Genomic DNA, 25,597 nt, shown 5'->3' with positions numbered 1-25,597 from the left:
GACCGGCTCGCTCTCAGCGGGCCACCGTGGACCGGCTCAGTGGGTCACCGGGGTGGCGGCCGTGTACGTCTGGCGAAGGAAGCGCACCAGCGCCTTCTTCTCGAACTGCACGACCGCCACCCCTTTCGGCGAGTGGAACTCCATGACGGCCTGGACGCGGCCGCACGGCCAGATGTGGACGTCGCCCACGGTGGTCGGGGCGCGCAGCCCCTGTTCCAGGAGCTCGCGGGTGAAGTACCAGTCACCTTCTTCGGGGACGGTGACGTGGACGCGTCCGTCGTAACTCAGGACCGCGGGGACGGCCGGCGTTTCGTCGGGGGAGTCCGTGACGATGTGGGCGGGTGCGTACTGCTCTACGTCAGACATCGGAGACTCCTCGTCGTTTTTTCGCGCGTACTGTCATCTAATGTCCCATATAAGTCATATGTCCCGCTATCTGTCCGGGCTTGGATTCGGTCTTATTCGTGCTCCCGGCGCTCTTGCAACCGGTTCGCAACAAGGCACTATCATCGAACGGTCACCCACGCCGTCGCGAACCTGTCGCGTGCCCCGAAGCGGAGCTTTCACCCATGCATGTCCCCGACGGATTCATCAACGCCCCCGTCTCGGCGGCCGCAGGTGTCGTCGCCGCGGGCGCCGTGGCCGTCAGCCTCCGAGGCGCGCGGCGTGAACTCGACGAGCGGACGGCCCCCCTCGCGGGCCTCGTCGCCGCGTTCATCTTCGCCGTTCAGATGCTGAACTTCCCCGTCGCGGCGGGCACCAGCGGCCACCTCCTCGGCGGCGCGCTGGCCGCGATACTCGTCGGCCCCTATACCGGCGTCCTCTGCGTGTCCGTGGTGCTCCTGATGCAGGGCGTGCTCTTCGCCGACGGCGGCCTGACCGCGCTCGGCGTGAACATCACCGACATGGCGATCACCACGACCGTCGTCGCCTACCTCGTCTTCCGCGGCCTGGTGAAGGTGCTGCCCCGCGGGCGCCGCTCCATCACCGTCGCCTCCTTCGTCGCGGCGCTCCTGTCCGTACCGGCCGCGGCCGTCGTCTTCACCCTGATCTACGCGATCGGCGGCACCACCGACGTCTCGATCGGCAAGGTAGCGACCGCCATGGTCGGCGTGCACGTCCTCATCGGCATCGGCGAGGCCGTCATCACCGCACTGACCGTCGGCGCCGTCGTCGCCGTCCGCCCCGACCTCGTGTACGGCGCCCGCGGCCTGCACCGGCCGCTCAAGCTCCGCGTCGGCGGCGAACTCGTCGACGCCCCGGACACCGCGCCCGCGCCCGTCGCCGCCCGCTCCCACCGCAAGATCTGGATCACCGGCCTCGTCACCTCCCTCGTCCTCGCCGGCTTCGTCTCCTTCTACGCCTCCGCCAACCCGGACGGCCTGGAGAAGGTCGCCCACGACAAGGGCATCGACAAGAAGACCGAGAAGCACGCCTCCGACGGCTCCCCGCTGGCCGGTTACGGCGTCAAGGACGTGGGCGACGCCCGGCTCTCCGGCGGCCTCGCCGGCGTGATCGGCGTCGGCGTCACCGTCGTCGCCGGCAGCGGCGTCTTCTGGGTGCTGCGCAGGCGCCGCACGGCGGACACCTCCCCGAGCGAGATCACGGAGACCGTCTGACATGGGTGCGGGGCACGCGCACAAGCTCTACCGGCACGGGCACTCGCCCGTGCACGGCCTGCCGCCGCACACCAAGCTCGCCGCCGTCTTCTGCTTCGTCATCGTGGTCGTCTCCACGCCCCGCGAGGCGATGTGGGCGTTCGCCCTGTACGCGGTGCTGCTCGCGGCCGTCGCGTACGCGGCCAGGGTCCCGGCCGCGTTCCTCCTCAAGCGGCTCCTCATCGAGATCCCCTTCGTCGCCTTCGCCGTCCTCATGCCGTTCGTCGCGCAGGGCGAGCGTGTCGACGTCCTCGGGATGTCCCTCAGTGTCAACGGCCTGTGGGGCGCCTGGAACGTCCTCGCCAAGGGCACCCTCGGCGTCGCCGCGTCCGTCCTGCTCGCCTCCACGACCGAGCTGCGCGAACTGCTGCTCGGCCTGCAACGGCTCAAGCTGCCGCCGCTCCTCGTCCAGATCGCGTCGTTCATGATCCGCTACGGCGATGTGATCACCGACGAGATGCGCCGCATGAAGATCGCCCGGGAGTCGCGCGGCTTCGAGGCGAGCGGCCTGAAGCACTGGGGCGTCCTCGCCAAGTCCGCGGGCGCCCTCTTCATCCGCTCCTACGAGCGCGGCGAGCGCGTGCATCTGGCCATGGTCAGCCGCGGGTACGCCGGATCGATGCCGGTCATCGACGACGTGAGCGCGTCCCGCACGCAGTGGTCGTACGCCCTCACCCTCCCCTGTGCCGCTCTCGTCGTCTGTCTGCTGGGATGGCTGCTGTGACTGTTTCCCCTGACCCCACGCCTGCCTCCCTCGAGGTCAGCGGCCTCGCCTACGCCTACCCCGACGGGCACCAGGCCCTCTTCGGCGTCGACCTGACCATCGGCCGCGGTGAGCGCGTCGCCCTGCTCGGGCCCAACGGCGCGGGCAAGACGACCCTCGTGCTGCATCTCAACGGCATCCTCACCGGCGGCGCCGGCACCGTGACCGTCGCCGGTCTGCCCGTCGGCAAGCAGCACATGGCCGAGATCAGGCGCAAGGTCGGCATCGTCTTCCAGGACCCCGACGACCAGCTCTTCATGCCGACCGTCCGCGAGGACGTGGCCTTCGGGCCCGCCGCGGCCGGGGTCAAGGGGCCCGAACTCGAGGCCCGCGTGCACAGGGCTCTCGCCCAGGTCGGCATGGCCGGCTTCGCCGACCGCCCGCCGCACCACCTCTCCTTCGGACAGCGCCGCCGCGTCGCGGTCGCCACCGTCCTCGTCATGGAGCCCGAGATCCTCGTCCTGGACGAGCCCTCGTCGAACCTCGACCCGGCCTCGCGCCGCGAACTCGCCGACATCCTGCGGACGTTGGACGTGACCGTCCTGATGGTCACGCACGACCTGCCGTACGCGCTCGAACTCTGCCCGCGCTCGGTGATCCTCAGCGAGGGCGTGATCGCGGCCGACGGGACGACCGGCGACCTCCTCGCCGACGAGGACCTCATGCGCGCACACCGCCTGGAGCTCCCCTTCGGCTTCGACCCGAAGTCCGTGAAGGTCTGAGAGCCGAGGAATCCTCAGCGATCCATGGCGGTTACACCCGATGTGAGTGACATGAACGGCACAGTGGACACCGGGTTCGAACCGGTCAGGGACGCGTTCGCCCACAACTTCGAAGCGCTCGGCGAGCGCGGCGCGGGCGTCGTCGTCTACCGCGACGGACACAAGGTCGTCGACCTGTGGGCCGGCACCCGCGACGTGAGCGGCGGCGCCCCCTGGGAGCGCGGTACCGCCCAGATCCTGCGCTCCGCCACGAAGGGCGTGGCCGCCGCCGCGCTGCTCCTCCTGCACCAGCGAGGCGAGCTCGAGCTGGACGCGCCGGTCAGCGCCTACTGGCCCGAGTTCAAGGAGCACGGCAAGGAGCACGTCCTCGTCCGCGACGTCCTCGCGCACCGCACCGGAGTCCCCGCGCTCGACCGCCCGCTGACCCCCGCCGAGGCCGCCGACCCCGACACCGGCGCCGCGGCCGTCGCCGCCCAGGCCCCCGCCTGGGAACCCGGCACCGACCACGGCTACCACGCACAGACCTACAGCTGGCTCACCGGCGAGCTGGTGCGCCGCGTCACCGGCCGCACCGTCGGCGCCTGGATCGCCGAGCACATAGCCGCCCCCGCCGGCGCCGACCTCTGGGTCGGCCTGCCCGCGGCCGAGGCGCACCGCGCCGGACTCATCGGCCCCGTCGAACCCCCGGCAGCGCCCGGCGGCGGCCTGCGCACCCGCCCCAAGAAGAACGTCGCCGAGGCCTACGCCGACCCGGACTCCCTCACCCGCCGCGCCTTCGGCGCCATCCACCCCGCGCCCGACGAGAACGACCCGGCCTACCGCGCGGCCGAACTGCCCGCCTCGAACGGTGTCGGCACGGCGGAGGGACTCGCCCGTTTCTACGCGTCCCTGATCGGCGAAGTCGACGGCGGCACCCGCCTGTTCACGCCCGGCACCGTGGAGTCGGCCCGCACGGAGGCGTCCTCGGGCGCCGACCGTGTACTCGTCGTCCCGACCCGCTTCGGACTCGGCTACATGCTCCACGGCGTCGCCTCACCCCTCCTCGGCCCCGGCTCCTTCGGCCACCCCGGCCGTGGCGGCCCGCTCGGCTTCGCGGACCCCGGGTCGGGGATCGCCTTCGGTTACGTCACGAACGGCATGCAGAAGGGCGTCACCGCGGACCCGCGCGCTCAGTCGCTGGTGCGGGCGGTGCGCGCCTCGCTCGCCGGATGACCGCCGTGTGCCCCGGACGCGCGCCGGGTAGCGTCGGCCCATGAGGCGCTTCGAGGGGTACGGGGTCATGGTCACCGGCGCGGCGCGCGGCATCGGCGCCGCCACCGCGCACAGGTTCGCCGCCGAGGGGGCGCAGGTCGCCGTCACCGATGTGGATCCGCAGGCGGCGGAGAAGACGGCCGCCGGAATCCGCGAACAGGGCGGCGCGGCACAGGCGTTCGCCTGCGACGTCGGGTCGCGCGAAGCGGTGGAGGCGGCGGTCGAGGCCGCCGTCGGGGAGTTCGGCCGCCTCGACGTGCTCGTCAACAACGCCTATTCGTGCGCCCCGGACGCCGCCCGCTTCGAGGACGAGCCGGACGACGTGTGGGCCCGCGACCTCGACATCACGCTGACCGGCGCGTACCGCTGCTGCCGTGCCGCTCTGCCCCACCTGGTGGCATCGGGCCGTGGCGCGATCGTGAGCGTCGGTTCCGTCAACGGCCTTCAGGATTACGGCAATCACGCGTACAGCGCCGCGAAGGCGGGACTCGGCTCACTCACCCGCACCCTCGCCGGGCACGCGGGCCCGCGCGGCGTCCGCGTCAACCTCGTCGCGCCGGGCACGGTGCGCACCCCCGCCTGGTCGGGCCGGGGCGCCGCCCTGGACGCCGTCAGCGGCCTCTACCCGCTGGGGCGGGTCGGCGAGCCGGAGGACATCGCGGCGGCCGTGACGTTCCTCGCCTCGCCGGACGCGGCATGGATCACCGGGGTCACCCTCCCGGTCGACGGCGGCCTGACGTCGGCGAGCCTGGGATTCCGCGCCCAGCTCCAGTGACGCCCCGCTCAGCCCGCGGTGTGCAGCATCAGCCCGATCCCCGCCACCATCAGCCCCGCCGCCACCATCCGTGGTGTCCCGAACCGTTCCTTGAAGAACACCGTCCCGATCGCCGCGCCCACGATGATCGACGACTCGCGCAGGGCCGAGATCGGGGCGAGGTCCGCCCGTGTCTGCGCCCACAGGACGAGCCCGTACGCGGACACGGACAGGGCCGCGCCGAGCAGCCCGACCGCCGCGAACGGCCGTAGCCGGGCCGCCAGTTCGCCCCGCCACGTCCAGGCCGCGTACACGGGGACGCCGAGGGCGCCGAGGAGCATCAGCCAGGCGATGTAGCCGAGCGAGTTCCCGGAGGCGCGCACGCCGAGTCCGTCCACCACCGTGTACGCCGCGATGGACACGCCCGTCGCGACGGCCGCGCCCACGGCAGCCCAGTCGGGCCTGCGTCCCGAGCCCCGTATGCCCCACAGGGCGAGCCCGGTCAGACCCGCGCACGAGACCGCGACGCCCGCCGCCTGCCAGCCGTCGGGGATCTCGCCCGCGAACACCGCCGCGAGCACGGTCACCACGAGCGGCGCCGTGCCGCGAGCGATCGGGTACGCCTGGCCGAAGTCGCCGAGCTTGAACGACCGCATCAGCAGGGCGTAGTAGGCGACGTGGAGGAGCGCGGAGCCGATGAGGTACGGCCAGGCCGCCGCGTGCGGGAACGGTACGAAGGGCACGCACACGAGCCCGATGAGCGCGCCGCCGCCCGAGATCAGCGTGAAGCCGACCAGCTTGTCCGTGATGTGGTGGGCGATCGCGTTCCAGCTCGCGTGCGTGACGGCCGCGAGGAGCACGGCCGCCGCGACGAGCGGGGTCACCGAGCGCTCTCGCGCACGTCCACGAGGGTCGCGCCGGCGTGCGCGATCAGCGACTTGGGGTCCATGGGGAACACGGCGTACGGGGTGCCCGCGGCGGCCCACACGGTGTCGTGGTCCAGGAGGGAGCGGTCGGCGAGGACCCGGGTCCTGGTGAGGTGGCCGAAGGGCGGGATGCCGCCGATCGCGTACCCGGTCGTCGCGCGCACGACGTCCGCCTTGGCGCGGGTGACCTTCTCCGCGCCCAGCTCGTGCCGGACCAGCTCCACGTCCACCCGCGACGCGCCGTCCATGAGGACGAGCACCGGCACTCCGTCCGCCGCGAAGATCAGCGACTTGCAGATCTGGCTGAGTTCACAGCCGATCGCGTCCGCCGCCTCCTGCGCCGTCCTCGTCGCCTCGGGGAAGCGGCGGACGAGCGGGAGTACGTCGGCCAGGCCCAGCCCGGCGAGGGCTTCGGCGAAACGGGGGTGCGCGTGGGTGGCGGCGGGCGCGGCGGATGCTGCGGGTGCTGCTGGTTCCGGGGTGCTCATGGCGGCACCGTAGCGCTCGGTGTACCCGCCACGCGACCAGGTATCAGCCCAGCCGCGAGCCCTGTCGTCAGTCCCCGGCGAGCAGCATCTGCCGCACCACGGGACCCGCCGAGTCACCGCCGTGGCCGCCCTGCTGGACGACCGCCGCCGAGGCCAGATCGCCGCGCCAGGCCGTGAACCAGCCGTTGGGCTCCTTCTGCCCGTCGACCTCCGCCGAGCCGGTCTTCGCGCCCATGTCGGTGCCGAGCCCGGACATCGGCTCGACCGCCGTACCGGCGACCGCCGTGTAGTGCAGCAGCTCGCGCAGGGCGCTCACGGTCGACGGGGACAGCTTGCGGGACGCCGTGGCGAGCGTGCGGTGGTCGACGTCCGGAGAGACCAGGTAGGGCTGCTTGAACTCGCCCGTCTCGGCGGTGGCGACGACCGACGCCATGTTGAGCGGGTTCATCCGCACCCCGCCCTGACCGATCAGCGAAGCCGCCATCTGCGCCTGCGACTGCACGGGGACCGCGCCGTCGAAGCTGGGCACGCCGATCGACCAGTTGTCGCGGCCGAGCCCGAAGACCTCCTGCGCCTGCTTCGTCAGGTCGCCGTCCTCCAGCTCCTTGGCCTGGCTGATGAAGGCCGTGTTGCAGGAGCGCGCGAAGCTGGCCCGGAAGGTGCCGTCCTTGATCTCGAACTTGTCGTCGTTCTGGAACTTCCAGCCGCCGTACGTCACGTACTTGGGGCACGGGTGCTTCTTGTCGACGCCCGCGAGGTTCTTCTCCAGGAGCATCGACGACGTCACGATCTTCATCGTGGAGCCGGGCGCGAGGGAGCCCTGGAAGGCCGTGTTGAAGCCTTCGGGGCGGGAGTTGGCGACCGCGAGGATCTCTCCGGTCGACGGCTTGATGGTGACGACCGCCGCCTTCTCCCGCTTGGCGACCTCACGTTCGGCGACGGCCTGCGACGTCGGGCTGATCGTCGTGCGCAGGGTGCCGGGCGTGCCCTTGGAGAGCGTGACGAGCGTCTTGTCGGGCGTGTGCTCGCTCTCCTTGCCGCTGTCCTTGTGGACGACGCGCAGTTCGATGCCCGCCGTGCCGCCGGCCTTCTTGCCGTACTTCTCGCGCAGCCCGTCGATGACGGTGCCGAGCGAGGGGTACTCGGCCGCGGTCAGCTCGTTCCCGGAGCGGTCCGTCGCCTTGATCGGGGGGTCGCCGGCCGCGCCCGTGACGAGCCGGTCACCGTCCTTGAGGTCCGGGTGCACGACGGACGCCCGCCACCCGACGAGCGGCTCGCCGTCCTTCACCCGCCGCACGACGGTCAGTTCGGAGCCGTACGCGAACGGCTTCGACTTTCCCCCGTACGAGACCGTCGCCGCCACCGCGAACGGCATCTTGGCCCCGGCGCGCTTGCCGGGCGTCAGCTTCACCCCGGACAGATGGGCGTCCTTGCCGTACGAGGTGAGGGCGGCCGTCGCCGCGGTCGCGTCGTCCGTGGCGGCCGCAGCCTTCGCGGTGTCGCCCGCGGCCCACGCGGTCAGGAAGCGGTCGGCCGCGGTGCGGACCTCGGCCGCGGTGACGGGACCCGTCTTGACGTGGGGTTTGTCGTCGGCGGCGGACGTCCGGTCCGAGTCGCCGTCGAAGAAGGCGTAAGCGCTGAATCCGGCGCCGAGCACCACGACGGCGGCCACGCCGCCGATCACGGCCGCGTTCGCCTTCTTGCGCTCGGGTTGCCTGCCTCTGCTGCCCACCGGTCCTCCGTCGTTGCCTGTCTGCCCGGTCCACTGGGTTCCTCGCGGACGGCTCAGACTAAGGCGTCGGGGGAGTTGCCCCCGACGGCGCCTCAGCTACCGGCCCGTAGCACCGCCGCGACGATCGGGCCCGCGGCGTCGCCGCCGTGGCCGCCCTCCTCGGTGACCGCGGCCGCCGCGACGTCCCCGCGGTAGCCGGTGAACCAGCTGTTCGACTTCGTCTGGCCGGTGACCTCCGCCGAGCCGGTCTTCGCGCCGATCTCCGGGCCGAGACCCGCCATGACCTGCGCGGCGGTGCCGACCGTCGCCGTGCGGTACATCATCGTCCGCAGCTGCGCAGCGGTGTTCGCAGGCAGGCCGCGGGCGGTGGCGAGCTCCCGGTCGTCGACGGAGCGCGGCACGATCACGGGCTGGTGGAAGGCGCCCGTCAGCGCGGTCGCCGTGACGGACGCCATGTTCAGCGGGTTCATCTGGACCTGGCCCTGCCCGATGGCGTTGGCCGCGCGGTCGGGGCCGCCGGACGGAGGAATCTTGCCGTCCGCGGATGCGATGCCGGTCTTCCAGTTGTCCTGGCCGAGACCGAAGCGGTCCTGCGCCTCGCGCGTCAACGACTCGTCCGTCAGCGGCTTTTCGTCGATGAGCTTCACGAACGCCGTGTTGCAGGACCGCGCGAAGCTGTCCGCGAGGTTGGCGCCCTCGTTGGCCTTCATGCCCGGAAGATTGTGGAACGTCTGGCTCTGCCAGGTCGCCGTGTCCGGGCAGGGAGCAGGGCTGTTGACCGAGGCGACACCGTTGTCGATGAGCATCGCCGTCGTGATGATCTTCATCGTGGAGCCGGGGGCCTGCTCGCCCTGGAAAGCGGCGTTGAAGCCGTCCTGACGGTGGTTGGCGACCGCGAGGACCTGGCCCGTGCTCGGCTGCACGGCCACCACGGACGACTCGGCGTAGCTCTTCACGGCTCGCTCGGCCGCCGCCTGCGCGGTGGCGCTGAGCGTCGTGTGCAGCTCGCCCGCCTTGCCCTTCACCAGCGTGAGCAGCGTCTTGGTCCCGGCGTCCTCGCTCTCGCGCCGGATGTACGTCTCGACGCCCGCCCGGCCGCCGGCCTTGTCCCCGTACTTCTCCCGCAGCTGGTCCAGGATCGGCCCGAGCGAGGGGTACTTCTCCTTCGTCAGGACGGCGCCCGAGCGGTCCACGGCCTCGATGGGCGGTGCCGAGGCCTCGCCCGTGACGAGGGTGTCGCCGCGGCGCATGTCCGGGTGCACGACGGCCGCCTGCCAGTCGACCAGCGCCCGGCCGGTGTTGAGGCCCCGCACGACCTTCAGCGAGGAGTCGTAGGCGAGGGTCTTCTTCTTCCCCTCGAACGACACCGTGGCCTTCACCTCGAACGGCACCTCGGCCCCCGAGGGCGCCCCCGCCGTCAGCGTGGTCTGCGTGATGTGCGCGTCGTCGTGCCAGCCGGTCAGCGCCGAGAGCGCAGACTCCGCGTTGTTCGTGTACGTCGACGCCGAGCCCGGGTCGGACTTCGCCCACGCCGCGAGGAACTTCTGCGACACGTCCTTGATCTCGTCCGCCGTCGGCGGCCCGGTCCTGCGCGGCGAGGGCGCCCCCGCCGTACTCGATCCGCCTGTACCGGTCACGGCCGTCACCACGTTGTACGCGCCGTATCCCGCGCCCCCGACCATGACGGCGAACACCCCGCCGATCACAGCGGCCTTGGCCCCCTTGCGCATGCTGCGTCCCCTCCCCAGGTTCCGGTGGGGAACTTTATGCGGAGGCCGTGCCCTATGTGACGAGAGTGCGCAGATGTTGTCCGAACTTGTCCGAACGGAGACCGCTCGCGTGGGCTCGGAACATCCGAGGTCAGACCCAGGAGTCCAACCACATCCGGGACTGCCAGGAGCTGAACGGGATCGCCTGGCCGGTGTAGATCGGCCAGAAGTAGACGAAGTTCCACACGATCAGCAGGACCAGCACGCCGGCACCGGCCGCGCCCACGACCCTGCGCCGCTCCCCGGAGCCCGGTGGCCCGAGGATCGCGCCGATCAGCATCGCGATGCCGAGGCACAGGAAGGGCACGAAGACGACCGCGTAGAAGAAGAAGATCGTGCGTTCCTGGTAGTTGAACCAGGGCAGGTAGCCCGCGGCGATGGCGCACGCGATGGCGCCCGCCCGCCAGTCACGGCGGAAGAACCAGCGCCACAGCAGATACAGCACGGCGAACGCCGCCGCCCACCACAGCAGCGGGGTGCCGAGCGCCAGGACCTCGCGGGCGCACTTGTCGCCCGCACCGGCCGGGCAGCCGTCCTTGCCGGGCAGCGGGGACTCGTAGAAGTACGAGACCGGCCTGCCGTCGACGAGCCAGCTCCACGGGTTCGACTGGTAGATGTGCGGGGAGCTGAGCCCCACGTTGAACTTGTAGACCTCGTGCTCGTAGTGCCACAGGCTGCGCACCCAGTCGGGGAACAGCCAGGTCCAGGAGCCGCCCCGGCCGTCGGTCGCCGCCCAGTTGCGGAAGTAGCCGCCGGTCCCGTCGGCAGGAGAAAGGATCCAGCCGAGCCAGGACAGGACGTAGGTGCCTACCGCGACCGGCACCGTCGACAGGAACGCCCACCCGAGGTCCCGCTTGAGCACGGCGACGTACGGCCGGCGGGCCCCGGCGACCCGGCGCGCGCCGACGTCCCACAGGACCGTGAGGATGCCGAACGCCGCCAGATAGATGAAGCCGTTCCACTTCGTGCCCGCGGCGAGGCCCAGGCACAGGCCGGCGAGCAGCCGCCACGGGCGCCATCCCAGGCGCAGCGTCTCGGCGATGTGCACGTCGGGGCGCGGCACACCGTCCTCGCCCCTCGGCAGCGCGGCCGCGAGCTTCCCGCGCGCCTTGTCGCGGTCCACGAGCAGGCAGCCGAACGCGGCGACGACGAAGAACACGAGGACCGAGTCGAGCAGCGCCGTGCGGCTCATCACGAACGCGAGGCCGTCCACGGCGAGCAGCAGACCGGCCAGGCAGCCCAGGAACGTCGAGCGGAACAGCCGCCGCCCGATGCGGCACACGAGCAGCACGCACAGCGTGCCGAGCACCGCGGTCATGAACCGCCAGCCGAACGGATTGAAACCGAACAGCCACTCACCGATCCCGATGACGTACTTGCCGACCGGCGGATGCACGACGTACGAGGCGTCGTGCGGGATCGGCACATGGCCGCCGGTCTTGAGGATCAGGTCGTTGGCGTTCTTGTCCCAGTTGACCTCGAAGCCGCGGTGGATCAGCGCCCACGCGTCCTTCGCGTAGTACGTCTCGTCGAATATCACGGCCTTCGGGCTGCCGAGATGCCAGAACCGCATCAGGCCCGCGATCAGCGTCACGAGCAGCGGACCGAGCCAGCCCGACCAGCGCGTCACGCCCCGCGCGACGCCTTCGGAAAGACCGAGCGTCGTCCACAGCCGCGACGACGGCGGCGCGTACGGCGGCACGAGCCGCGTGCCCACGTCGTCCCGGGGCCGCGCCACGTGACCGAACTGCCGCAGCCGGCGCTCCCACGTCGACGGCTGCCGCCCCTCGCCGGGGTCGAGGCCCGGCGGGGCGCTGGTCGAGGGCGAGTGCGGCGAGGACGCAAGTCTGGTCACCGCGCCATCGTAGGGAACGTCACTGTGCGAGTCCCGCGTGCGGCCCGGCCGACACGTCCCGCACGACACACCGCGCCCCGCCCCTGCGAGGATGGATCCGTGACATCAAGCCCAGATTCCCCCGGAACGCTCGTGCTCGCGGGCACGCCCATCGGAGACGTGTCGGACGCGCCGCCCAGGCTCAGCAAGGAGCTGGCCGACGCCGACGTCATCGCCGCCGAGGACACCCGCAGGCTGCGGCGTCTGACGCAGGCGCTCGGGGTGAGCCCGGGCGGGCGCGTCGTGTCGTACTTCGAGGGGAACGAGTCCGCCCGAACGCCCGAGCTGGTCGAGGCGCTCGCGGGCGGGGCCCGGGTGCTGCTCGTGACCGACGCGGGGATGCCGTCCGTGTCCGATCCCGGGTACCGGCTCGTCGCGGCCGCCGTCGAGCGTGACATCAAGGTCACCGCAGTGCCCGGTCCGTCCGCGGTGCTCACCGCGCTCGCGCTGTCCGGGCTCCCCGTCGACCGGTTCTGCTTCGAGGGTTTCCTGCCGCGCAAGGCCGGCGAGCGCATGGGCAGGCTGAAAGAAGTGGCCGAGGAACGCCGCACCCTCGTCTATTTCGAGGCCCCGCACCGCCTCGACGACACCCTCGCCGCGATGGCGGAGGCATTCGGCGCCGAGCGCAGGGCGGCCGTGTGCCGTGAGCTCACCAAGACGTACGAGGAAGTGAAGCGGGGCCCGCTCGGGGAACTCGCGAAATGGGCCGCGGAAGGCGTGCGCGGGGAAATCACCGTCGTCGTCGAGGGCGCCCCGGAGAAGGGCGCGGAGTCACTCGACGCCTCCGAGCTGGTACGCAGGGTGCTGGTGCGCGAGGAGGCGGGGGAGCGGCGCAAGGAAGCCATCGCGGCGGTGGCCGCCGATGCCGGGCTACCCAAGCGCGAGGTCTTCGATGCCGTGGTGGCGGCAAAGAATGCCGCTCGGGGCGCCCCATCGGAGGGCAAAGGACTATCGTGAAAAGCAAAGCGCAGGCCGCGCGTCAGGCCCTTTCCGATAAGGAAAGGCCAAATCGGATCCAATAGTCGACAGGCCTGATGCGATCGCGCCGGGAGAAGCGTCCACTGGTTGAAGGGACGCACCCGTCCCACGCTTCAGGGCGGATGTAATGCCCCGCCCGGAAGTGCCTTGTCCAGAGGGCAAGAGGAGCAGGCATGAGTGAGATCGCAGGCGCCGTACCGACCCCGGCCGGTGCTGCCGCACGCCAGATACCCAACCGGAGCGCGGCCACAGCCATCGCCCACGAGTCGTACGCCTTCGCCTGCATGCGGTGCGGTCACGGCTGGGAACAGAGTTTCGAGATCGAGCACCACATCGACGGCGACGGCGCCGAGTTCGTGATGTACGTGGTGGGCGGCGAGCGCGTCCCGTCCCCGCTGACCCGGCCCACGTGCCTCAACTGCGGCGGCCATGTCGTACGGATCATGAGGGCGGGGCGGGTCTCGTCGATCCGCGGCGTGATGGAGCGCGAGGGAATCATGCCGGGGGAGCAGCGCGAGGGCGAGGACCACCCCGCGAAGGACCACCCCGCGAAGGACCACCCGGAGAAGGCCCCCCACGACCACCACTGGCACCTCTCCGACCTGCTGCACCCCTTCCAGCACCGCAAGACCGACTGAGCGCCGCCCCGAGTACCGTCTGGCCGGCCGCGACCGGACCCCGACGACCCCACCGACCCCGGCTTCGTAGGATCGGGGCATGAGTTCTGACCGTTCGAAGGACGTCACCCCGCCGCCGCTGCCCGCGCCCCTCTCGGTGCCGGTCGCCGACTCGCACACCCACCTCGACATGCAGTCGGGCACGGTGGAGGAGGGCCTCGCCAAGGCCGCGTCGGTGGGTGTGACGACCGTCGTCCAGGTCGGCTGTGACGTGAACGGGTCCCGCTGGGCCGCCGACACCGCGGCCGCGCACCCGAGCGTGCACGCCACCGTCGCGCTGCACCCGAACGAAGCGCCCCGTATCGTCCTCGGCGACCCCGACGGCTGGTCGCGGCAGGGCGAGCGGCCCGCCGGCGGCGACGCCGCCCTCGACGAGGCGCTCGCGGAGATCGACCGGCTCGCGGCCCTCCCGCACGTCAAGGGCGTCGGGGAGACCGGACTCGACCACTTCCGTACGGGACCTGAAGGCATCGCCGCGCAGGAGCGCTCCTTCCGCGCCCACATCGAGATCGCCAAGCGGCACGGCAAGGCGCTCGTGATTCACGATCGCGACGCCCACGCCGACGTGCTGCGCATCCTCAAGGAGGAGGGCGCCCCCGAGCGCACGGTCTTCCACTGCTACTCCGGAGACGCGGAGATGGCCCGGATCTGCGCCGAGAACGGCTACTTCATGTCGTTCGCCGGGAACGTCACCTTCAAGAACGCGCAGCCCCTGCGCGACGCCCTGGTCGTAGCCCCGCGCGAGCTCGTCCTCGTCGAGACCGACGCGCCCTTCCTGACCCCCGCGCCCTACCGCGGACGGCCTAACGCCCCTTATCTCGTTCCGGTCACGCTGCGCGCCATGGCCGCGGTGAAGGACCTCGACGAGGACACCCTCGCGACGGCCGTCGCGGCCAACACGGCGCGCGCCTTCGACTACTGACCGGCCACACCCCGGAGACGGCGCCGGACGGGTAACGCCGGGAACACGCCGCGACACAGCGTAGTCGCGCCGCTTTGGAGAGTGACGATCGCTCCGCTAGGTTCTCCTCGCCCGATCCGGACCCAGGAGCGTCGTCGTGAGCAATTCGCCGTACGGGACGTATGAGCCGCAGGAAACGCTCGACGCGCTCGACGAGACACACGAACCACCGGCCGGCCCGCACCCCTACGGGGCCTACGGGGACACCTACCGCCCCGGCTACGAGTCGATGGAGACCCAGCCGGCCTGGCCGGTGCCCGAAGCGCTGGTGCCGCGCCGGACCGTCCCCGCGCCGCAGACCGCGGGGCGCGCCGAGGCCCGCAGGGCGGCCCGGCGCAGGAAACGGCCCGAGCGGCCCGAGACCCTCAGACGCCTGCTGCCGCAGGCCCTCGTCGTCGCGTTCCTGGCCGGCGGCACCACCGCGTTCGTCGCCGCCGACAAGGCCGTCCAGCTCAGCGTCGACGGCAGGCCGCGCACCCTGCACACCTTCGCGGACGACGTCAGCGAGCTGCTCGCCGACGAGGGGGTCGACGTCGGCCCGCACGACGTCGTCGCCCCCGCCCCCGGGACCGCCCTGGCCAGCGGCGACGAGGTCACCGTGCGCTACGGCAGGCCCGTCCACCTCACCATCGACGGGGAGCGCCGCAAGCTGTGGACCACCGCGGGCACCGTCGACGCCGCCCTGCGTCAGCTCGGAGTCCGCGCCGAGGGCGCCTACGTCTCCACGTCCCGCTCGAGCCGCATCGCCCGTGACGGCCTGGCGTTCGACGTCCGCACGGAACGCAGCGTCACCGTCATGGCCGACGGCCGCGAGCGCACCCTCCGCACCAACGCCGCGACCGTCCGGGACGCCGTCGACGAGGCGGGCGTCTCGCTGCACGGCCAGGACACCATGTCCGTGCCGCAGGACAGCTTCCCGCGCGACGGGCAGACGATCACCGTCATGCGGATCAAGGGCAGCAAGGAGGTGCGCGAGGAACCCATCGAGTACGCCGTGGAGCGCACCAAGGACCCGACCCTGTTCCGCGGCACCGAGGTCGTCGAACGGGCGGGCCGCCAGGGCACCCGCCGCGTCACCTACGCCCTGCGCACCGTCAACGGCGTCAAGCAGAAGCCGCGCCGCATGAGTGCCGAGGTCGTGCGCGAGCCCCGCAGTCAGGTCGTCAAGGTCGGCACCAAGCCGCCGCCCTCCTCCGTCGCCGGCGCCGACGGCCTGAACTGGAGCGGGCTCGCCCGCTGCGAGTCGGGCGGCCGCCCCGCCGCGACCGACGCCACCGGCACCTACGGCGGCCTCTACCAGTTCGACGTACAGACCTGGCGCCGCCTGGGCGGCGGCGGCCGGCCCCAGGACGCGTCCGCCTCCGAGCAGACGTACCGGGCGAAGAAGCTGTACGTGCAGCGCGGCACCAGCCCGTGGCCGCACTGCGGGGGCCGCCTGCACGGGTAAGGCCTGGCGGGGGCCCGTGGTCCGGTCGGGACCCGGCCGCGGCGCCCCGTACCCTGAGACCGTGAGCACCACTGACCCCCAGGGCCCTCTGCTTGGCCCCGCCGACATCCGCGAACTGGCGGCAGCCCTGGGCGTGCGGCCCACGAAACAGCGCGGCCAGAACTTTGTCATCGACGCCAACACGGTCCGCCGCATCGTGCGCACCGCGCAGGTCACCCCCGAGGACAACGTCGTCGAGGTCGGCCCCGGCCTCGGCTCGCTGACCCTGGCGCTCCTGGAGGCCGCGGCCCACGTCACCGCCGTCGAGATCGACGACGTGCTCGCCGCCGCGCTGCCCGCGACGATCGAGGCCCGCCTCCCGCAGAAGAAGGACGCCTTCGCGCTCGTCCACTCCGACGCGATGCTCGTGAGCGAACTGCCGGGCCCCGCGCCCACGGCGCTCGTCGCGAACCTGCCCTACAACGTCGCGGTGCCGGTCCTGCTCCACATGCTCGCCACCTTCCCGACCATCGAGCGCACGCTCGTCATGGTGCAGGCCGAGGTCGCCGACCGCCTCGCGGCCGCCCCCGGCTCGAAGGTCTACGGCGTCCCGTCGGTCAAGGCCAACTGGTACGCGGACGTGAAGCGCGCCGGCTCCATCGGCCGGAACGTCTTCTGGCCCGCGCCGAACGTCGACAGCGGCCTCGTCGCCCTGGTCCGGCGCGCCGAGCCGGTGGCGACCACCGCCTCCAAGCGCGAGGTCTTCGCCGTGGTCGACGCGGCCTTCGCCCAGCGCCGCAAGACGCTGCGCGCCGCCCTGTCCGGCTGGGCCGGATCGGCCGCCGCCGCCGAGGCCGCCCTGGTCGCGGCCGGTGTCTCCCCGCAGGCGCGCGGCGAGGCCATCACGGTCGAGGAGTTCGCGAGGATCGCGGAGAACAAGCAGTGAGCGTGACGGTACGGGTCCCCGCCAAGGTCAACGTCCAGCTCGCGGTGGGCGCCGCCCGCCCCGACGGCTTCCACGACCTCGCCAACGTCTTCCTCGCCGTCGGCCTCCACGACGACGTCACGGCGACCGCGGCCGACGAACTGACCCTCACCTGCGAGGGCCCCGGCGCGGACCAGGTCCCGCTCGACCGCACGAACCTCGCGGCCCGCGCCGCGATCGCGCTGGGCGAGCGGTACGGGATCGAGCCCCGCGTCCACCTCCACATCGACAAGGACATCCCCGTCGCCGGCGGCATGGCGGGCGGCTCCGCGGACGCGGCCGGCGCCCTCGTCGCCTGCGACGCACTGTGGGGCACCGGCGCCACCCGCGACGAACTCCTCGACATCTGCGCCGAGTTGGGCAGCGACGTGCCGTTCAGCCTGGTCGGCGGGGCGGCGCTCGGCACCGGGCGCGGTGAGAAGCTTCAACTCCTGGACGTGGGCGGGGAGTTCTGGTGGCTGTTCGCCGCCGCCGACGGAGGGCTCTCGACGCCCGCCGTGTACGGCGAGTTCGACCGCCTCGCCGCGACCGCGGGCCGCGCCGTCCCCGATCCTGAGGCCTCGCCCGCCCTGCTCGACGCGCTGCGCTCCGGCGACACGGCCGCGCTGGCCGCGACGCTCACGAACGACCTCCAGCCCGCCGCGCTCTCCCTGTTCCCCGCGCTGAAGGGCACCCTCGACGCGGGCACGGCGGCGGGCGCACTCGCGGGCCTGGTCTCCGGCTCGGGCCCGACCACGGCGTTCCTCTGCGCGGACGAGAAGTCGGCGCGCACGGTTGCCGCCGCCCTCACGGCGTCCGGCACCTGCCGCTCCGTACGGGTCACGACATCACCGGCACCTGGCGCGACGGTCGTCCAAGGCTGACGCAGCGGGACGTACTCACGGGTAACTGAGTACGTCCGCGCTGTCGGCCACCACGGGCGCCACGGCACCGTGGTCACCATGACCACCGACACCGCGAGCGCCCGGCACCGGCGCCGCAGACGCCGCATCGGCAGCGCTGTCGTCCCGCTCGGCGCGATCGCCCTCGTCGGGCTGCACTCCGTGCTCGCCACCCGCGGCCACCTCCTGCCCCCGCCCGCCGGCGGTGGCTGGCAGGGCAGGGTCGCACGGCCGCGCGAGGTCGCCGCAGTCCTCGGCCGGGCGGGCGCAGGTCCCCGCATCCGTGCCGCTCGACGGCGCCCGTAGCTCGCGGGGAAGCGGAGGCTCCCGCCCGGGTCCGGGCCGTCCGGGACCTCACAACGAAGGCGCAGGCCGGCGGACCCCTCGCGGCGACTACGCTGGAAGACTGATCCATCCCCTTGTCAGGAGCGAAATGGCAGTCAACCTGGTCAATGTCGAGGCAGTCAGCAAGGTGTACGGCACCCGTGCCCTGCTCGACGGCGTATCGCTCGGCGTGTCCGAAGGGGACAGGATCGGTGTCGTCGGGCGCAACGGCGACGGCAAGACGACCCTCATCAGGATGCTCGCCAAGCTGGAGGAGGCCGACACCGGCCGCGTCACCCACAGCGGCGGCCTGCGCCTCGGCGTCCTCACGCAGCACGACTCCCTCGACCCCGAGGCGACCGTCCGGCACGAGGTCATCGGCGACCTCGCCGACCACGAGTGGGCGGGCAACGCCAAGATCCGCGACGTGCTCACCGGCCTCTTCGGCGGACTCGACCTGCCCGGCTTCCCGCAGGGCCTCGACACGGTCATCGCCCCGCTGTCCGGCGGCGAGCGGCGCCGTATCGCGCTCGCGAAGCTCCTCATCGGCGAGCCCGACCTGATCGTCCTCGACGAGCCCACCAACCACCTCGACGTCGAGGGCATCTCCTGGCTGGCGAGCCACCTGCGGACCCGCCGCTCCGCCCTCGTCTGCGTGACCCACGACCGCTGGTTCCTCGACCAGGTCTGCACCCGCATGTGGGACGTGCAGAGGGGTGACGTCTTCGAGTACGAGGGCGGCTACAGCGACTACGTCTTCGCGCGCGCCGAGCGCGAGCGCATCGCGGCGACCGAGGAGACCAAGCGGCAGAACCTCATGCGCAAGGAGCTGGCCTGGCTGCGCCGCGGCGCCCCGGCCCGTACCTCCAAGCCCCGCTACCGCATCGAGGCCGCCAACGAGCTCATCGCCGACGTCCCGGAGCCGCGCGACAAGAGCGAGCTGATGAAGTTCGCCAGCTCCCGGCTCGGCAAGACGGTCTTCGACCTCGAGGACGTCACCGTGCAGGCCGGGCCCAAGGTGCTCCTCAAGCACCTGACCTGGCAGCTCGGCCCCGGCGACCGCATCGGCCTGGTCGGCGTGAACGGCGCGGGCAAGACCTCCCTGCTGCGCGCCATGGCGCAGGCCGCCCGCACCGACGGCGAGGAGCAGCCCGCGGCCGGCCGCGTCGCCGTCGGCAAGACCGTGAAGCTCGCCTACCTCTCGCAGGAGGTCGCCGAGCTCAACCCCGAACTGCGCGTCCTGCAGGCCGTGCAGCAGGTCCGCGACCGCGTCGACCTCGGCAAGGGCCGCGAGATGACCGCGGGTCAGCTCTGCGAGACGTTCGGCTTCAACAAGGAGAAGCAGTGGACGCCCGTCGGTGACCTGTCCGGTGGTGAGCGCCGCCGTCTCCAGATCCTGCGCCTCCTGATGGACGAGCCGAACGTCCTCTTCCTCGACGAGCCGACGAACGACCTCGACATCGAGACCCTGACGCAGCTGGAGGACCTCCTCGACGGCTGGCCCGGCTCCATGGTCGTGATCTCCCACGACCGGTTCTTCATCGAGCGCACCACGGACAAGGTGTTCGCGCTGCTCGGCGACGCCAGCTTGCGGATGCTGCCGCGCGGCATCGACGAGTACCTGGAGCGGCGACAGCGGATGGAGGAGGCCGTGGCCGCCGCCTCCCCGGTTCTCGCCGCGGCGCAGGCTCCCGAGAAGACGGTGTCCGCCGCGGACGCCCGCGCCGCGAAGAAGGAACTCCAGAAGATCGAGCGGCAGATGGACAAGATGTCCGAGAGGGAGACCAAGCTGCACGCGCAGATCGCCGATAACGCCACGGACTTCGCGAAGGTGGCCAAGCTGGACAGTGAACTGCGTGAACTGATCGGGGAGCGCGAGGAGTTGGAGATGCGCTGGCTCGAGCTCGCGGAGGACGCGTGAAGCTCCCGTAACAGACCCATCACGGGCCGGTGCTCCCTTGGGAACAGGGGAGCGACCGGCCCGATGTGTTAGTGCGCAGGGTGATAGAAAGGGCGCTCTGGCGATTGCCTGAGAACGACCGGAGAACGTCCTGAAATCGATCAGGCGAGATCGATCAGGCGAGATCGACCAGGCGAGATCGACCAGGCGAGCAGACACATCAGTGAAGAGGGGGGAGCGCTGATGACTCAGCCGCCCAACCAGCCGCCGCAAGGCGGCTTCGGAGCACCACAGGATCCGCAGCAGCCTCCGGCGCAGCCGCCGCAGCCTCCGGCCCAGCCGCCGCAGGCTCCGCCGACTCCGCAGCCCGGATACGGCTACCCGCAGCAGCCGGGCCCGTACGGCCGGCCCCCGCAGGGCGGCCCCTACGGTCAGCCCCAGCAGCCGGGTCCCTACGGCCAGCCTCCGCAGCAGCCCGGCCCCTACGGCCAGCCCCCGCAGCAGCCCGGCCCGTACGGCGCGCAGCAGCCCGGCCCCTACGGGCAGCAGCCCCAGTACGGCTACCCGCCGCAGCAGCAGCCCCCGTTCCCCGGCGGCCCCCCGGCCCCGGGCGGCGGCAAGAACTTCTTCAAGGGCCGGACCGGGATCATCGTGGCCGCCGCCGTGGCCGTCGTCGTGATCGCCGGCGGTGTGGTCTGGGCGGTCGTGGGCGGCGGTGACGACAAGAAGAAGGATCCCGTCGCCGACAAGAGCCAGGACCCCAAGCCCACCGGCTCCGCGCCGGTCGACCCGGGCGACGGCTCCGGCGACGGGCGCGACGGCAAGGAGGACCTCAACGCGGGTCGCCAGGCCGGTGAGTCGAAGGTCCTCTGGTACAAGACGGCCCCCAAGGCCCCCGGTGACGGCGCGGACGCGCCCGGCATGTGGATCACCGACTCCATCGCGGTGAAGGCGGTCTACAACGAGCTCGTCGCGTACAACATCTCGGACGGCAGGCCGAGTTGGCCGACCATCAAGCTCCCGCAGAAGATCTGCGGCGCCAGCGTGCAGAAGTCGGACGGCGACAAGGTCGCCATCGCGTACATGAGCGGCGTCACCGACCGCGCCAAGTGCAACCAGGTCCAGCAGATCGACCTGAAGACCGGCAAGAAGGACTGGGAGAAGAAGATCCCCGAGGGGGACCTCTTCGACGGCACCGGCAGCGGCGTCGAACTCACCTACGCGGGCAGCACGTTGATGGTCGGCCGCCAGATGTCCGGCCTCGGCCTGAGCGTCAGCGACGGCAAGCAGCTCTTCGAGAAGAAGAAGTACGGCGCCTCCTGCTTCCCCGGCGCCTTCGCCGGCGGCGAGCGCCTCCTGGCCGTCTCCTCCTGCGGTGCCTCCACGGACAAGGAGCACGACGAGATCCAGGAGCTGGACCCGGCGACGGGCAAGACGAAGTGGACCAAGCCGTTCCCCAAGGGCTGGAAGGTCGCCCGCGCCTACTCCGTCGCGCCGGTCGTCCTCTACCTCACCAACGAGGACAAGAAGCAGTGGAACATCACCACGCTGAAGAACGGCAGCAGCGCGGTGCGTTCCGAGGTCTCGGTCGACGAGGAGTTCGCCCCCGAATGCGGCTGGGCCATCCTCGACCGTGACCTCCAGGGCTGCACGGGCGTCGCGGCCGACACCAACACGCTGTACCTGCCGACCAAGGCCACCAGCGGCTCCGCCAACGAGGTCGTCGCGATCAGCCTGGAGAACGGCAAGGAGCGCTGGCGCGTGAAGTCGCCGGTGGCGCAGAACATGCTGCCGCTGAAGACCGAGGGTGGCGCGGTGATCGCCTACGTCAACGCCTCGTACGACGCCGGTGGCCGGGTCGTGTCGATCGCGACGGCGGGCTCGCACACGCCGAAGACCCTGCTGCAGAACCCGGCGGGAACCGCGCAGATCGAGAACGGCTTCTACTCCAAGGCGGTCGACTACGTCGACGGGCGCTTCTACATCTCCACGACGCGCCTGTCCGGCACCGCCAAGGGCGAGGAGAAACTGATGCTGGCGTACGGCAAGTGACCGCCGCAGCCCCAGTGACCGCCCACCACACCGCCGCCCGCTCCTTCTCCCCGTCACCCGAGGTACAGACGTCATGACGCAGCCGCCCCAGCCCCCCAACGAGCCGCCGCAGGGCCCGCCCCAGGGCCCGCCGCCGGTGGGCTTCGGCAAGCCGCAGGACCCCCCGCCCGGAGGGTTCGGCGCGCCCCAGGACCCCCCGCCCGGAGGGTTCGGCGCGCCCACGCCCCCGCCGGCGCAGCAGCCCGGCTACGGCTACCCGCAGGCGCCCCAGACGCCGCCCGCGGCGCAGCCGCCCGCCCAGCCGCCGACGCCGCCGCAGGGCTACGGCTACCCGGGCCAGCAGCCCCCGGCCCCCAACTACGGCTACCCGCAGGCCCCCCAGGGCCAGCCGCCGACGATCCCGCAGGGTTACGGCTACCCGGGCCAGCAGCCTCCGCAGTACGGCGCCTACCCGCCGCCGGGCACCGTGCCCATGCAGGCGGCGGGCGGCGGCGTCGGCAAGAAGATCAGCTCCCAGATGATGATCATCATCGGTGCTGTCGTAGCGGTCGCGCTCATCATCGGCGGCGGTGTCTGGTACTCCTCGTCGTCCGGTGACGACAAGACCGACGCCAGCACCGCGGGCACGACCGGTGGCACCGGCGGCAAGGGCGACGACGGGAACAAGGGCGGCACCGGCGGCACCACCACCGGCGGCGCCAGCAAGGAGAAGGTCCCGGCGAACACCAGCTCCCAGGTCCTCTTCCAGGTACCCCAGCACGAGGTGCCCAAGGACGAGGTGTTCAGCACCAAGGGCTCCTGGCTCACGGACACGACGTACGCCAAGGCGGGTATCGACGAGATCGTCGGCTACGCCGCGGACACCGGCAAGAAGTCCTGGACGCTCCCGCTGTCCGGCCAGACGTGCGGCGGCGCCCCCGAGGTCACCCAGGACGGCCTGAGCGCGGTCGTCAGCGAGGCGGCCCCGCGCAAGCCGAAGGAGTACGACTACCAGCCGTGCACCAAGATCACGGTCTTCAACGTCGACACGGGCAAGAAGCTGTGGACGAAGAGCGTCGGCAGCGGCGGGAGTGACATCCCGTTCAAGGAGCTGTCGATCACCGGCTCCACGCTGGCGGCCGGCGGCGGCTACGACGGCGGCGCGGCCTTCGACATCAAGTCGGGCAAGATCCTCTGGCAGCCGCAGGCCGGCTCCTGCGAGGACCTCGGCTACCGCGGCGGCGAGCAGCTGGTCGCCGTGCGCAAGTGCGGTGACTACGGCGATGAGAAGCACCAGGTGCAGCTCCTCGACCCGGCGACCGGCAAGCCGAAGTGGACCTACAAGGTGCCGGCCGACGTGAACGTCATCTCGGTCGTCTCCAGCAAGCCGGTCACCTTCGTGATCGCCACCGGCGAGGAGGTCGAGATGTCGGACCTGTTCTCCCTCGACGACACCGGCAAGCTGCGCGCCAAGGTCTCGCTGGAGAAGGACCGGTACGACTTCGACTGCGACGTCAGCGCGATGCACGGCTGCCGTGGCATCACGGTCGGCAACGACCGCGTCTACATGCCGACCCGCGAGCACGACGCCGGCGGCACGTCCGGCATGACCAACGAGATCGTGTCGTTCTCCCTGGCGAACGGCCAGCTCACCGGTGACCGCGTCGACGGCGGCGAGTACACGCTCTTCCCGGTCCGCATGGACGGCGGGAACGTCCTGGCGTACAAGGACGGGCCCTACGACAAGGGCGCGGAGATCGTCACGATCGACCCGAAGACGCTGAAGCAGAAGACGCTCCTGGTCACTCCGGCGACGGAGACCGTGACCAGCGTCATCAGCAGCATGACCCCCACCCAGTCCGAACTGCTGTACACCAACGGCAGGCTGGCCATGGGCAAGGAACTCATCTCCAAGCCGTACTCGGCGGACGAGAAGGACTACGAGGCCGTGGTCTTCGCGGCGCAGTGACTCAGGGGCCGCTCCCCGCGGCCCGGCGACGGCCCCGCACCCTCACCCGGTGCGGGGCCGTCGCCGTATGCGCCGCCCGCCAGAGATTCCGGCATTCCGGGTCACTTCTCACCAGTAGGGGAAGCGCAACGCCGGACGAGCGTGTAGCTTCCGGGAGATGGAGGAGGTCGGGGAGTCGGGGGGCTTTCCGCACCAAGGGGGTTCTGGGGAGCCCACGGGTTCCCGGGGGATGTGGGGGATGACTCTATGGGTGTGCGGCTCATGGTGGTCGACGACCATCGACTGCTCGCCGAGGCGCTCGCCTCGGCTCTCAAACTGCGCGGGCACCGGGTGCTCGCGGCGGCCGCGCCTGCCGCGGGAGCGGCCGAGCTGGTGATCCAGCGGGCGCCCGAGGTCTGTCTCATCGGTACGGCGACGCCCGCGGAGCCGGGCATCTTCGACCCGATCGTGCGCATCAAGCGGGAGCGCCCGCAGGTGGCGGTGGTCGTCCTCGGGCCGGTGCCCTCGCCCAGGGGCATCGCGGCGGCGTTCGCGGCCGGCGCCTCCGGCTACGTACGGCACGACGAGCGGATCGAGGGCGTCGAGCGCGCCCTGATGAAGGCGCGGGCGGGGGAGACGGCCGTGGCGCCGCAGCTGCTGCAGGGGGCGTTCAGCGAGTTGCTCAACCCGGCCGCGCAGCCGGACGACGAGGGGCAGCGGCTCCTGGAGATGCTGACGCCGCGTGAGGTCGAGGTCCTGGTGCGGGTCGCGGACGGCGAGGACACCCGGCTGATCGCGGCCGGCATGGGCATCGCCCCGAGCACGGCCCGTACGCATGTGCAGCGGGTCCTGATGAAGCTGGGCGTCGGCTCGCGCCTGGAGGCGGCGGCGCTGGCCGCGCGCACGGGGCTCCTCGACCGGGCGGGGTCCGGTTCCGGCGGCCCCGGGGGTGCCGGATCCGGATTCCTGAGTTAGAGTCGATCTTGCGCTCGTCACCGCGACTCATGGTGTACGGGCAGTGCGTCGGTGGTCCAAGGAAAGGCGCCCCGCTTCCTGCGGGGAGATGCAGGTGCAAGGCCTGCTCGGCGCTCCACTTCAAGTCCCGTCCCGCTTCGGCGGGGCGGGACTTGTCTCGTTCACGCGGTGGTTCTCTTCTCCCCGGTGCCCGGCGCACAGCGAAAGGGCCGGAGCCCACCGCGAACGCAGCGGTGGACTCCGGCCCCGTCGAAGCGGCTCAGGCCTCCCCGTCCTCCGGCACCGGCGGAGCCGTCGGACGCAGCTTCAGCCACACCAGGAAGAACAGTCCGAGGGCGAGCATGCCGAGGCCCGTCCACAGGTTGATGTTGATGTTCTCGGCCTTTTTCAGGTCGGCGTCGGACGCCGTGATGCCGGCGATCGTGACGATGACCCCGTACACCACGAACAGTCCGCCGATGATGCGCCGGATGTCGAAGAGCCGCGCCGCCGTCGCCGACTTGCGCTCCAACTCGGAGACTTCGTTCTGGAGTTCAGACATGAGGGTTCGCGCC

At 71.7% G+C, this 25,597-nt stretch carries 23 protein-coding genes; 16 read left to right on the top strand and 7 right to left on the bottom strand.

Going from position 1 to position 25,597, the window contains the following annotated elements; translation table 11 throughout:
- Window positions 1-36: 36 nt before the first annotated feature.
- A complete protein-coding gene (locus tag ACIPWY_RS16195) occupies window positions 37-366 on the bottom strand; it encodes an SsgA family sporulation/cell division regulator (protein WP_362897755.1) in 330 nt (109 codons plus the stop codon).
- Window positions 367-569: 203 nt separating this feature from the next.
- Here ACIPWY_RS16195 and ACIPWY_RS16190 point away from each other — a divergent pair, with 203 nt between their 5' ends.
- The 5 genes from ACIPWY_RS16190 to ACIPWY_RS16170 are packed head-to-tail and all read left to right on the top strand — an operon-like array spanning window position 570 to window position 5,169.
- The gene (locus ACIPWY_RS16190; protein ID WP_362897753.1) at window positions 570-1,619 is read left to right on the top strand and encodes an energy-coupling factor ABC transporter permease; all 1,050 of its coding nucleotides are present in this window, start codon (window positions 570-572) and stop codon (window positions 1,617-1,619) included.
- 1 nt (window position 1,620) lies between these two features.
- A complete protein-coding gene (gene cbiQ, locus ACIPWY_RS16185) occupies window positions 1,621-2,382 on the top strand; it encodes a cobalt ECF transporter T component CbiQ (protein WP_393701583.1) in 762 nt (253 codons plus the stop codon).
- Window positions 2,370-3,143, top strand: coding sequence for an ABC transporter ATP-binding protein (locus tag ACIPWY_RS16180; protein WP_362897751.1), 774 nt, complete (start codon window positions 2,370-2,372; stop codon window positions 3,141-3,143). The genes cbiQ and ACIPWY_RS16180 overlap by 13 nt, the downstream gene beginning before the upstream one ends.
- Window positions 3,144-3,194: 51 nt before the next feature.
- On the top strand, window positions 3,195-4,355 hold the full coding sequence (locus ACIPWY_RS16175) for a serine hydrolase domain-containing protein (protein WP_362897749.1): 1,161 nt from the start codon (window positions 3,195-3,197) through the stop codon (window positions 4,353-4,355).
- Window positions 4,356-4,395: 40 nt separating this feature from the next.
- On the top strand, window positions 4,396-5,169 hold the full coding sequence (locus tag ACIPWY_RS16170) for an SDR family NAD(P)-dependent oxidoreductase (RefSeq protein ID WP_362897748.1): 774 nt from the start codon (window positions 4,396-4,398) through the stop codon (window positions 5,167-5,169).
- Between the two features lie 8 nt (window positions 5,170-5,177).
- Here the strand turns inward: ACIPWY_RS16170 and ACIPWY_RS16165 are convergent, their stop codons facing one another.
- From ACIPWY_RS16165 to ACIPWY_RS16145, 5 genes are all read right to left on the bottom strand, one after another.
- Window positions 5,178-6,032: a DMT family transporter gene (locus ACIPWY_RS16165; protein ID WP_362897746.1), complete on the bottom strand. Its 855-nt coding sequence runs from the start codon at window positions 6,030-6,032 to the stop codon at window positions 5,178-5,180.
- Window positions 6,029-6,562, bottom strand: coding sequence for a YbaK/EbsC family protein (locus tag ACIPWY_RS16160; protein ID WP_401533557.1), 534 nt, complete (start codon window positions 6,560-6,562; stop codon window positions 6,029-6,031). The genes ACIPWY_RS16165 and ACIPWY_RS16160 overlap by 4 nt, the downstream gene beginning before the upstream one ends.
- A 67-nt stretch (window positions 6,563-6,629) precedes the next feature.
- On the bottom strand, window positions 6,630-8,294 hold the full coding sequence (locus ACIPWY_RS16155) for a penicillin-binding transpeptidase domain-containing protein (RefSeq protein ID WP_401533554.1): 1,665 nt from the start codon (window positions 8,292-8,294) through the stop codon (window positions 6,630-6,632).
- Between the two features lie 92 nt (window positions 8,295-8,386).
- Window positions 8,387-10,024, bottom strand: a complete 1,638-nt coding sequence (locus ACIPWY_RS16150) for a penicillin-binding transpeptidase domain-containing protein (RefSeq protein ID WP_401533552.1) — start codon at window positions 10,022-10,024, stop codon at window positions 8,387-8,389.
- A 130-nt stretch (window positions 10,025-10,154) separates the two neighbouring features.
- On the bottom strand, window positions 10,155-11,918 hold the full coding sequence (locus ACIPWY_RS16145; RefSeq protein ID WP_362897738.1) for a phospholipid carrier-dependent glycosyltransferase: 1,764 nt from the start codon (window positions 11,916-11,918) through the stop codon (window positions 10,155-10,157).
- Between the two features lie 99 nt (window positions 11,919-12,017).
- Between ACIPWY_RS16145 and rsmI the strand changes: the two genes are divergently transcribed.
- The 11 genes from rsmI to ACIPWY_RS16090 all read left to right on the top strand — a co-directional run bounded on the left by rsmI (window position 12,018) and on the right by ACIPWY_RS16090 (window position 25,043).
- Entirely contained in the window at window positions 12,018-12,914 is an 897-nt protein-coding gene (rsmI, locus tag ACIPWY_RS16140) for a 16S rRNA (cytidine(1402)-2'-O)-methyltransferase (RefSeq protein ID WP_362897736.1), read from the top strand.
- A gap of 194 nt (window positions 12,915-13,108) precedes the next feature.
- Window positions 13,109-13,573, top strand: coding sequence for a hypothetical protein (locus ACIPWY_RS16135; protein ID WP_362897734.1), 465 nt, complete (start codon window positions 13,109-13,111; stop codon window positions 13,571-13,573).
- 79 nt (window positions 13,574-13,652) lie between these two features.
- Window positions 13,653-14,534: a TatD family hydrolase gene (locus tag ACIPWY_RS16130; RefSeq protein ID WP_362897732.1), complete on the top strand. Its 882-nt coding sequence runs from the start codon at window positions 13,653-13,655 to the stop codon at window positions 14,532-14,534.
- A 136-nt stretch (window positions 14,535-14,670) separates the two neighbouring features.
- A complete protein-coding gene (locus ACIPWY_RS16125) occupies window positions 14,671-16,020 on the top strand; it encodes a ubiquitin-like domain-containing protein (protein ID WP_393701598.1) in 1,350 nt (449 codons plus the stop codon).
- Between the two features lie 61 nt (window positions 16,021-16,081).
- Window positions 16,082-16,945, top strand: a complete 864-nt coding sequence (gene rsmA, locus ACIPWY_RS16120) for a 16S rRNA (adenine(1518)-N(6)/adenine(1519)-N(6))-dimethyltransferase RsmA (RefSeq protein ID WP_362897728.1) — start codon at window positions 16,082-16,084, stop codon at window positions 16,943-16,945.
- Window positions 16,942-17,847, top strand: coding sequence for a 4-(cytidine 5'-diphospho)-2-C-methyl-D-erythritol kinase (locus ACIPWY_RS16115; RefSeq protein WP_401533548.1), 906 nt, complete (start codon window positions 16,942-16,944; stop codon window positions 17,845-17,847). Before rsmA ends, ACIPWY_RS16115 begins: the two co-directional genes overlap by 4 nt.
- 78 nt (window positions 17,848-17,925) lie before the next feature.
- Window positions 17,926-18,171: a hypothetical protein gene (locus ACIPWY_RS16110; RefSeq protein ID WP_362897724.1), complete on the top strand. Its 246-nt coding sequence runs from the start codon at window positions 17,926-17,928 to the stop codon at window positions 18,169-18,171.
- A gap of 127 nt (window positions 18,172-18,298) precedes the next feature.
- Window positions 18,299-20,110: an ABC-F family ATP-binding cassette domain-containing protein gene (locus ACIPWY_RS16105; RefSeq protein WP_362897722.1), complete on the top strand. Its 1,812-nt coding sequence runs from the start codon at window positions 18,299-18,301 to the stop codon at window positions 20,108-20,110.
- Window positions 20,111-20,332: 222 nt separating this feature from the next.
- On the top strand, window positions 20,333-22,141 hold the full coding sequence (locus ACIPWY_RS16100) for a PQQ-binding-like beta-propeller repeat protein (RefSeq protein ID WP_393701602.1): 1,809 nt from the start codon (window positions 20,333-20,335) through the stop codon (window positions 22,139-22,141).
- Between the two features lie 73 nt (window positions 22,142-22,214).
- Complete coding sequence (locus tag ACIPWY_RS16095; protein WP_393701604.1) at window positions 22,215-24,089, top strand: PQQ-binding-like beta-propeller repeat protein; 1,875 nt, start codon at window positions 22,215-22,217, stop codon at window positions 24,087-24,089.
- A 246-nt stretch (window positions 24,090-24,335) separates the two neighbouring features.
- A complete protein-coding gene (locus tag ACIPWY_RS16090) occupies window positions 24,336-25,043 on the top strand; it encodes a LuxR C-terminal-related transcriptional regulator (RefSeq protein ID WP_393701606.1) in 708 nt (235 codons plus the stop codon).
- A 259-nt stretch (window positions 25,044-25,302) separates the two neighbouring features.
- On the opposite strand, the gene ACIPWY_RS16085 is transcribed toward ACIPWY_RS16090, so the two are convergent.
- A complete protein-coding gene (locus ACIPWY_RS16085) occupies window positions 25,303-25,584 on the bottom strand; it encodes a hypothetical protein (protein ID WP_362897714.1) in 282 nt (93 codons plus the stop codon).
- Window positions 25,585-25,597: the final 13 nt, after the last annotated feature.

Source organism: Streptomyces sp. NPDC090032 (assembly GCF_044748025.1).
Lineage (GTDB): Bacteria > Actinomycetota > Actinomycetes > Streptomycetales > Streptomycetaceae > Streptomyces.
Note: the sequence above shows the minus strand (reverse complement) of the source record. Positions and strands in the feature narration are given on the sequence as shown.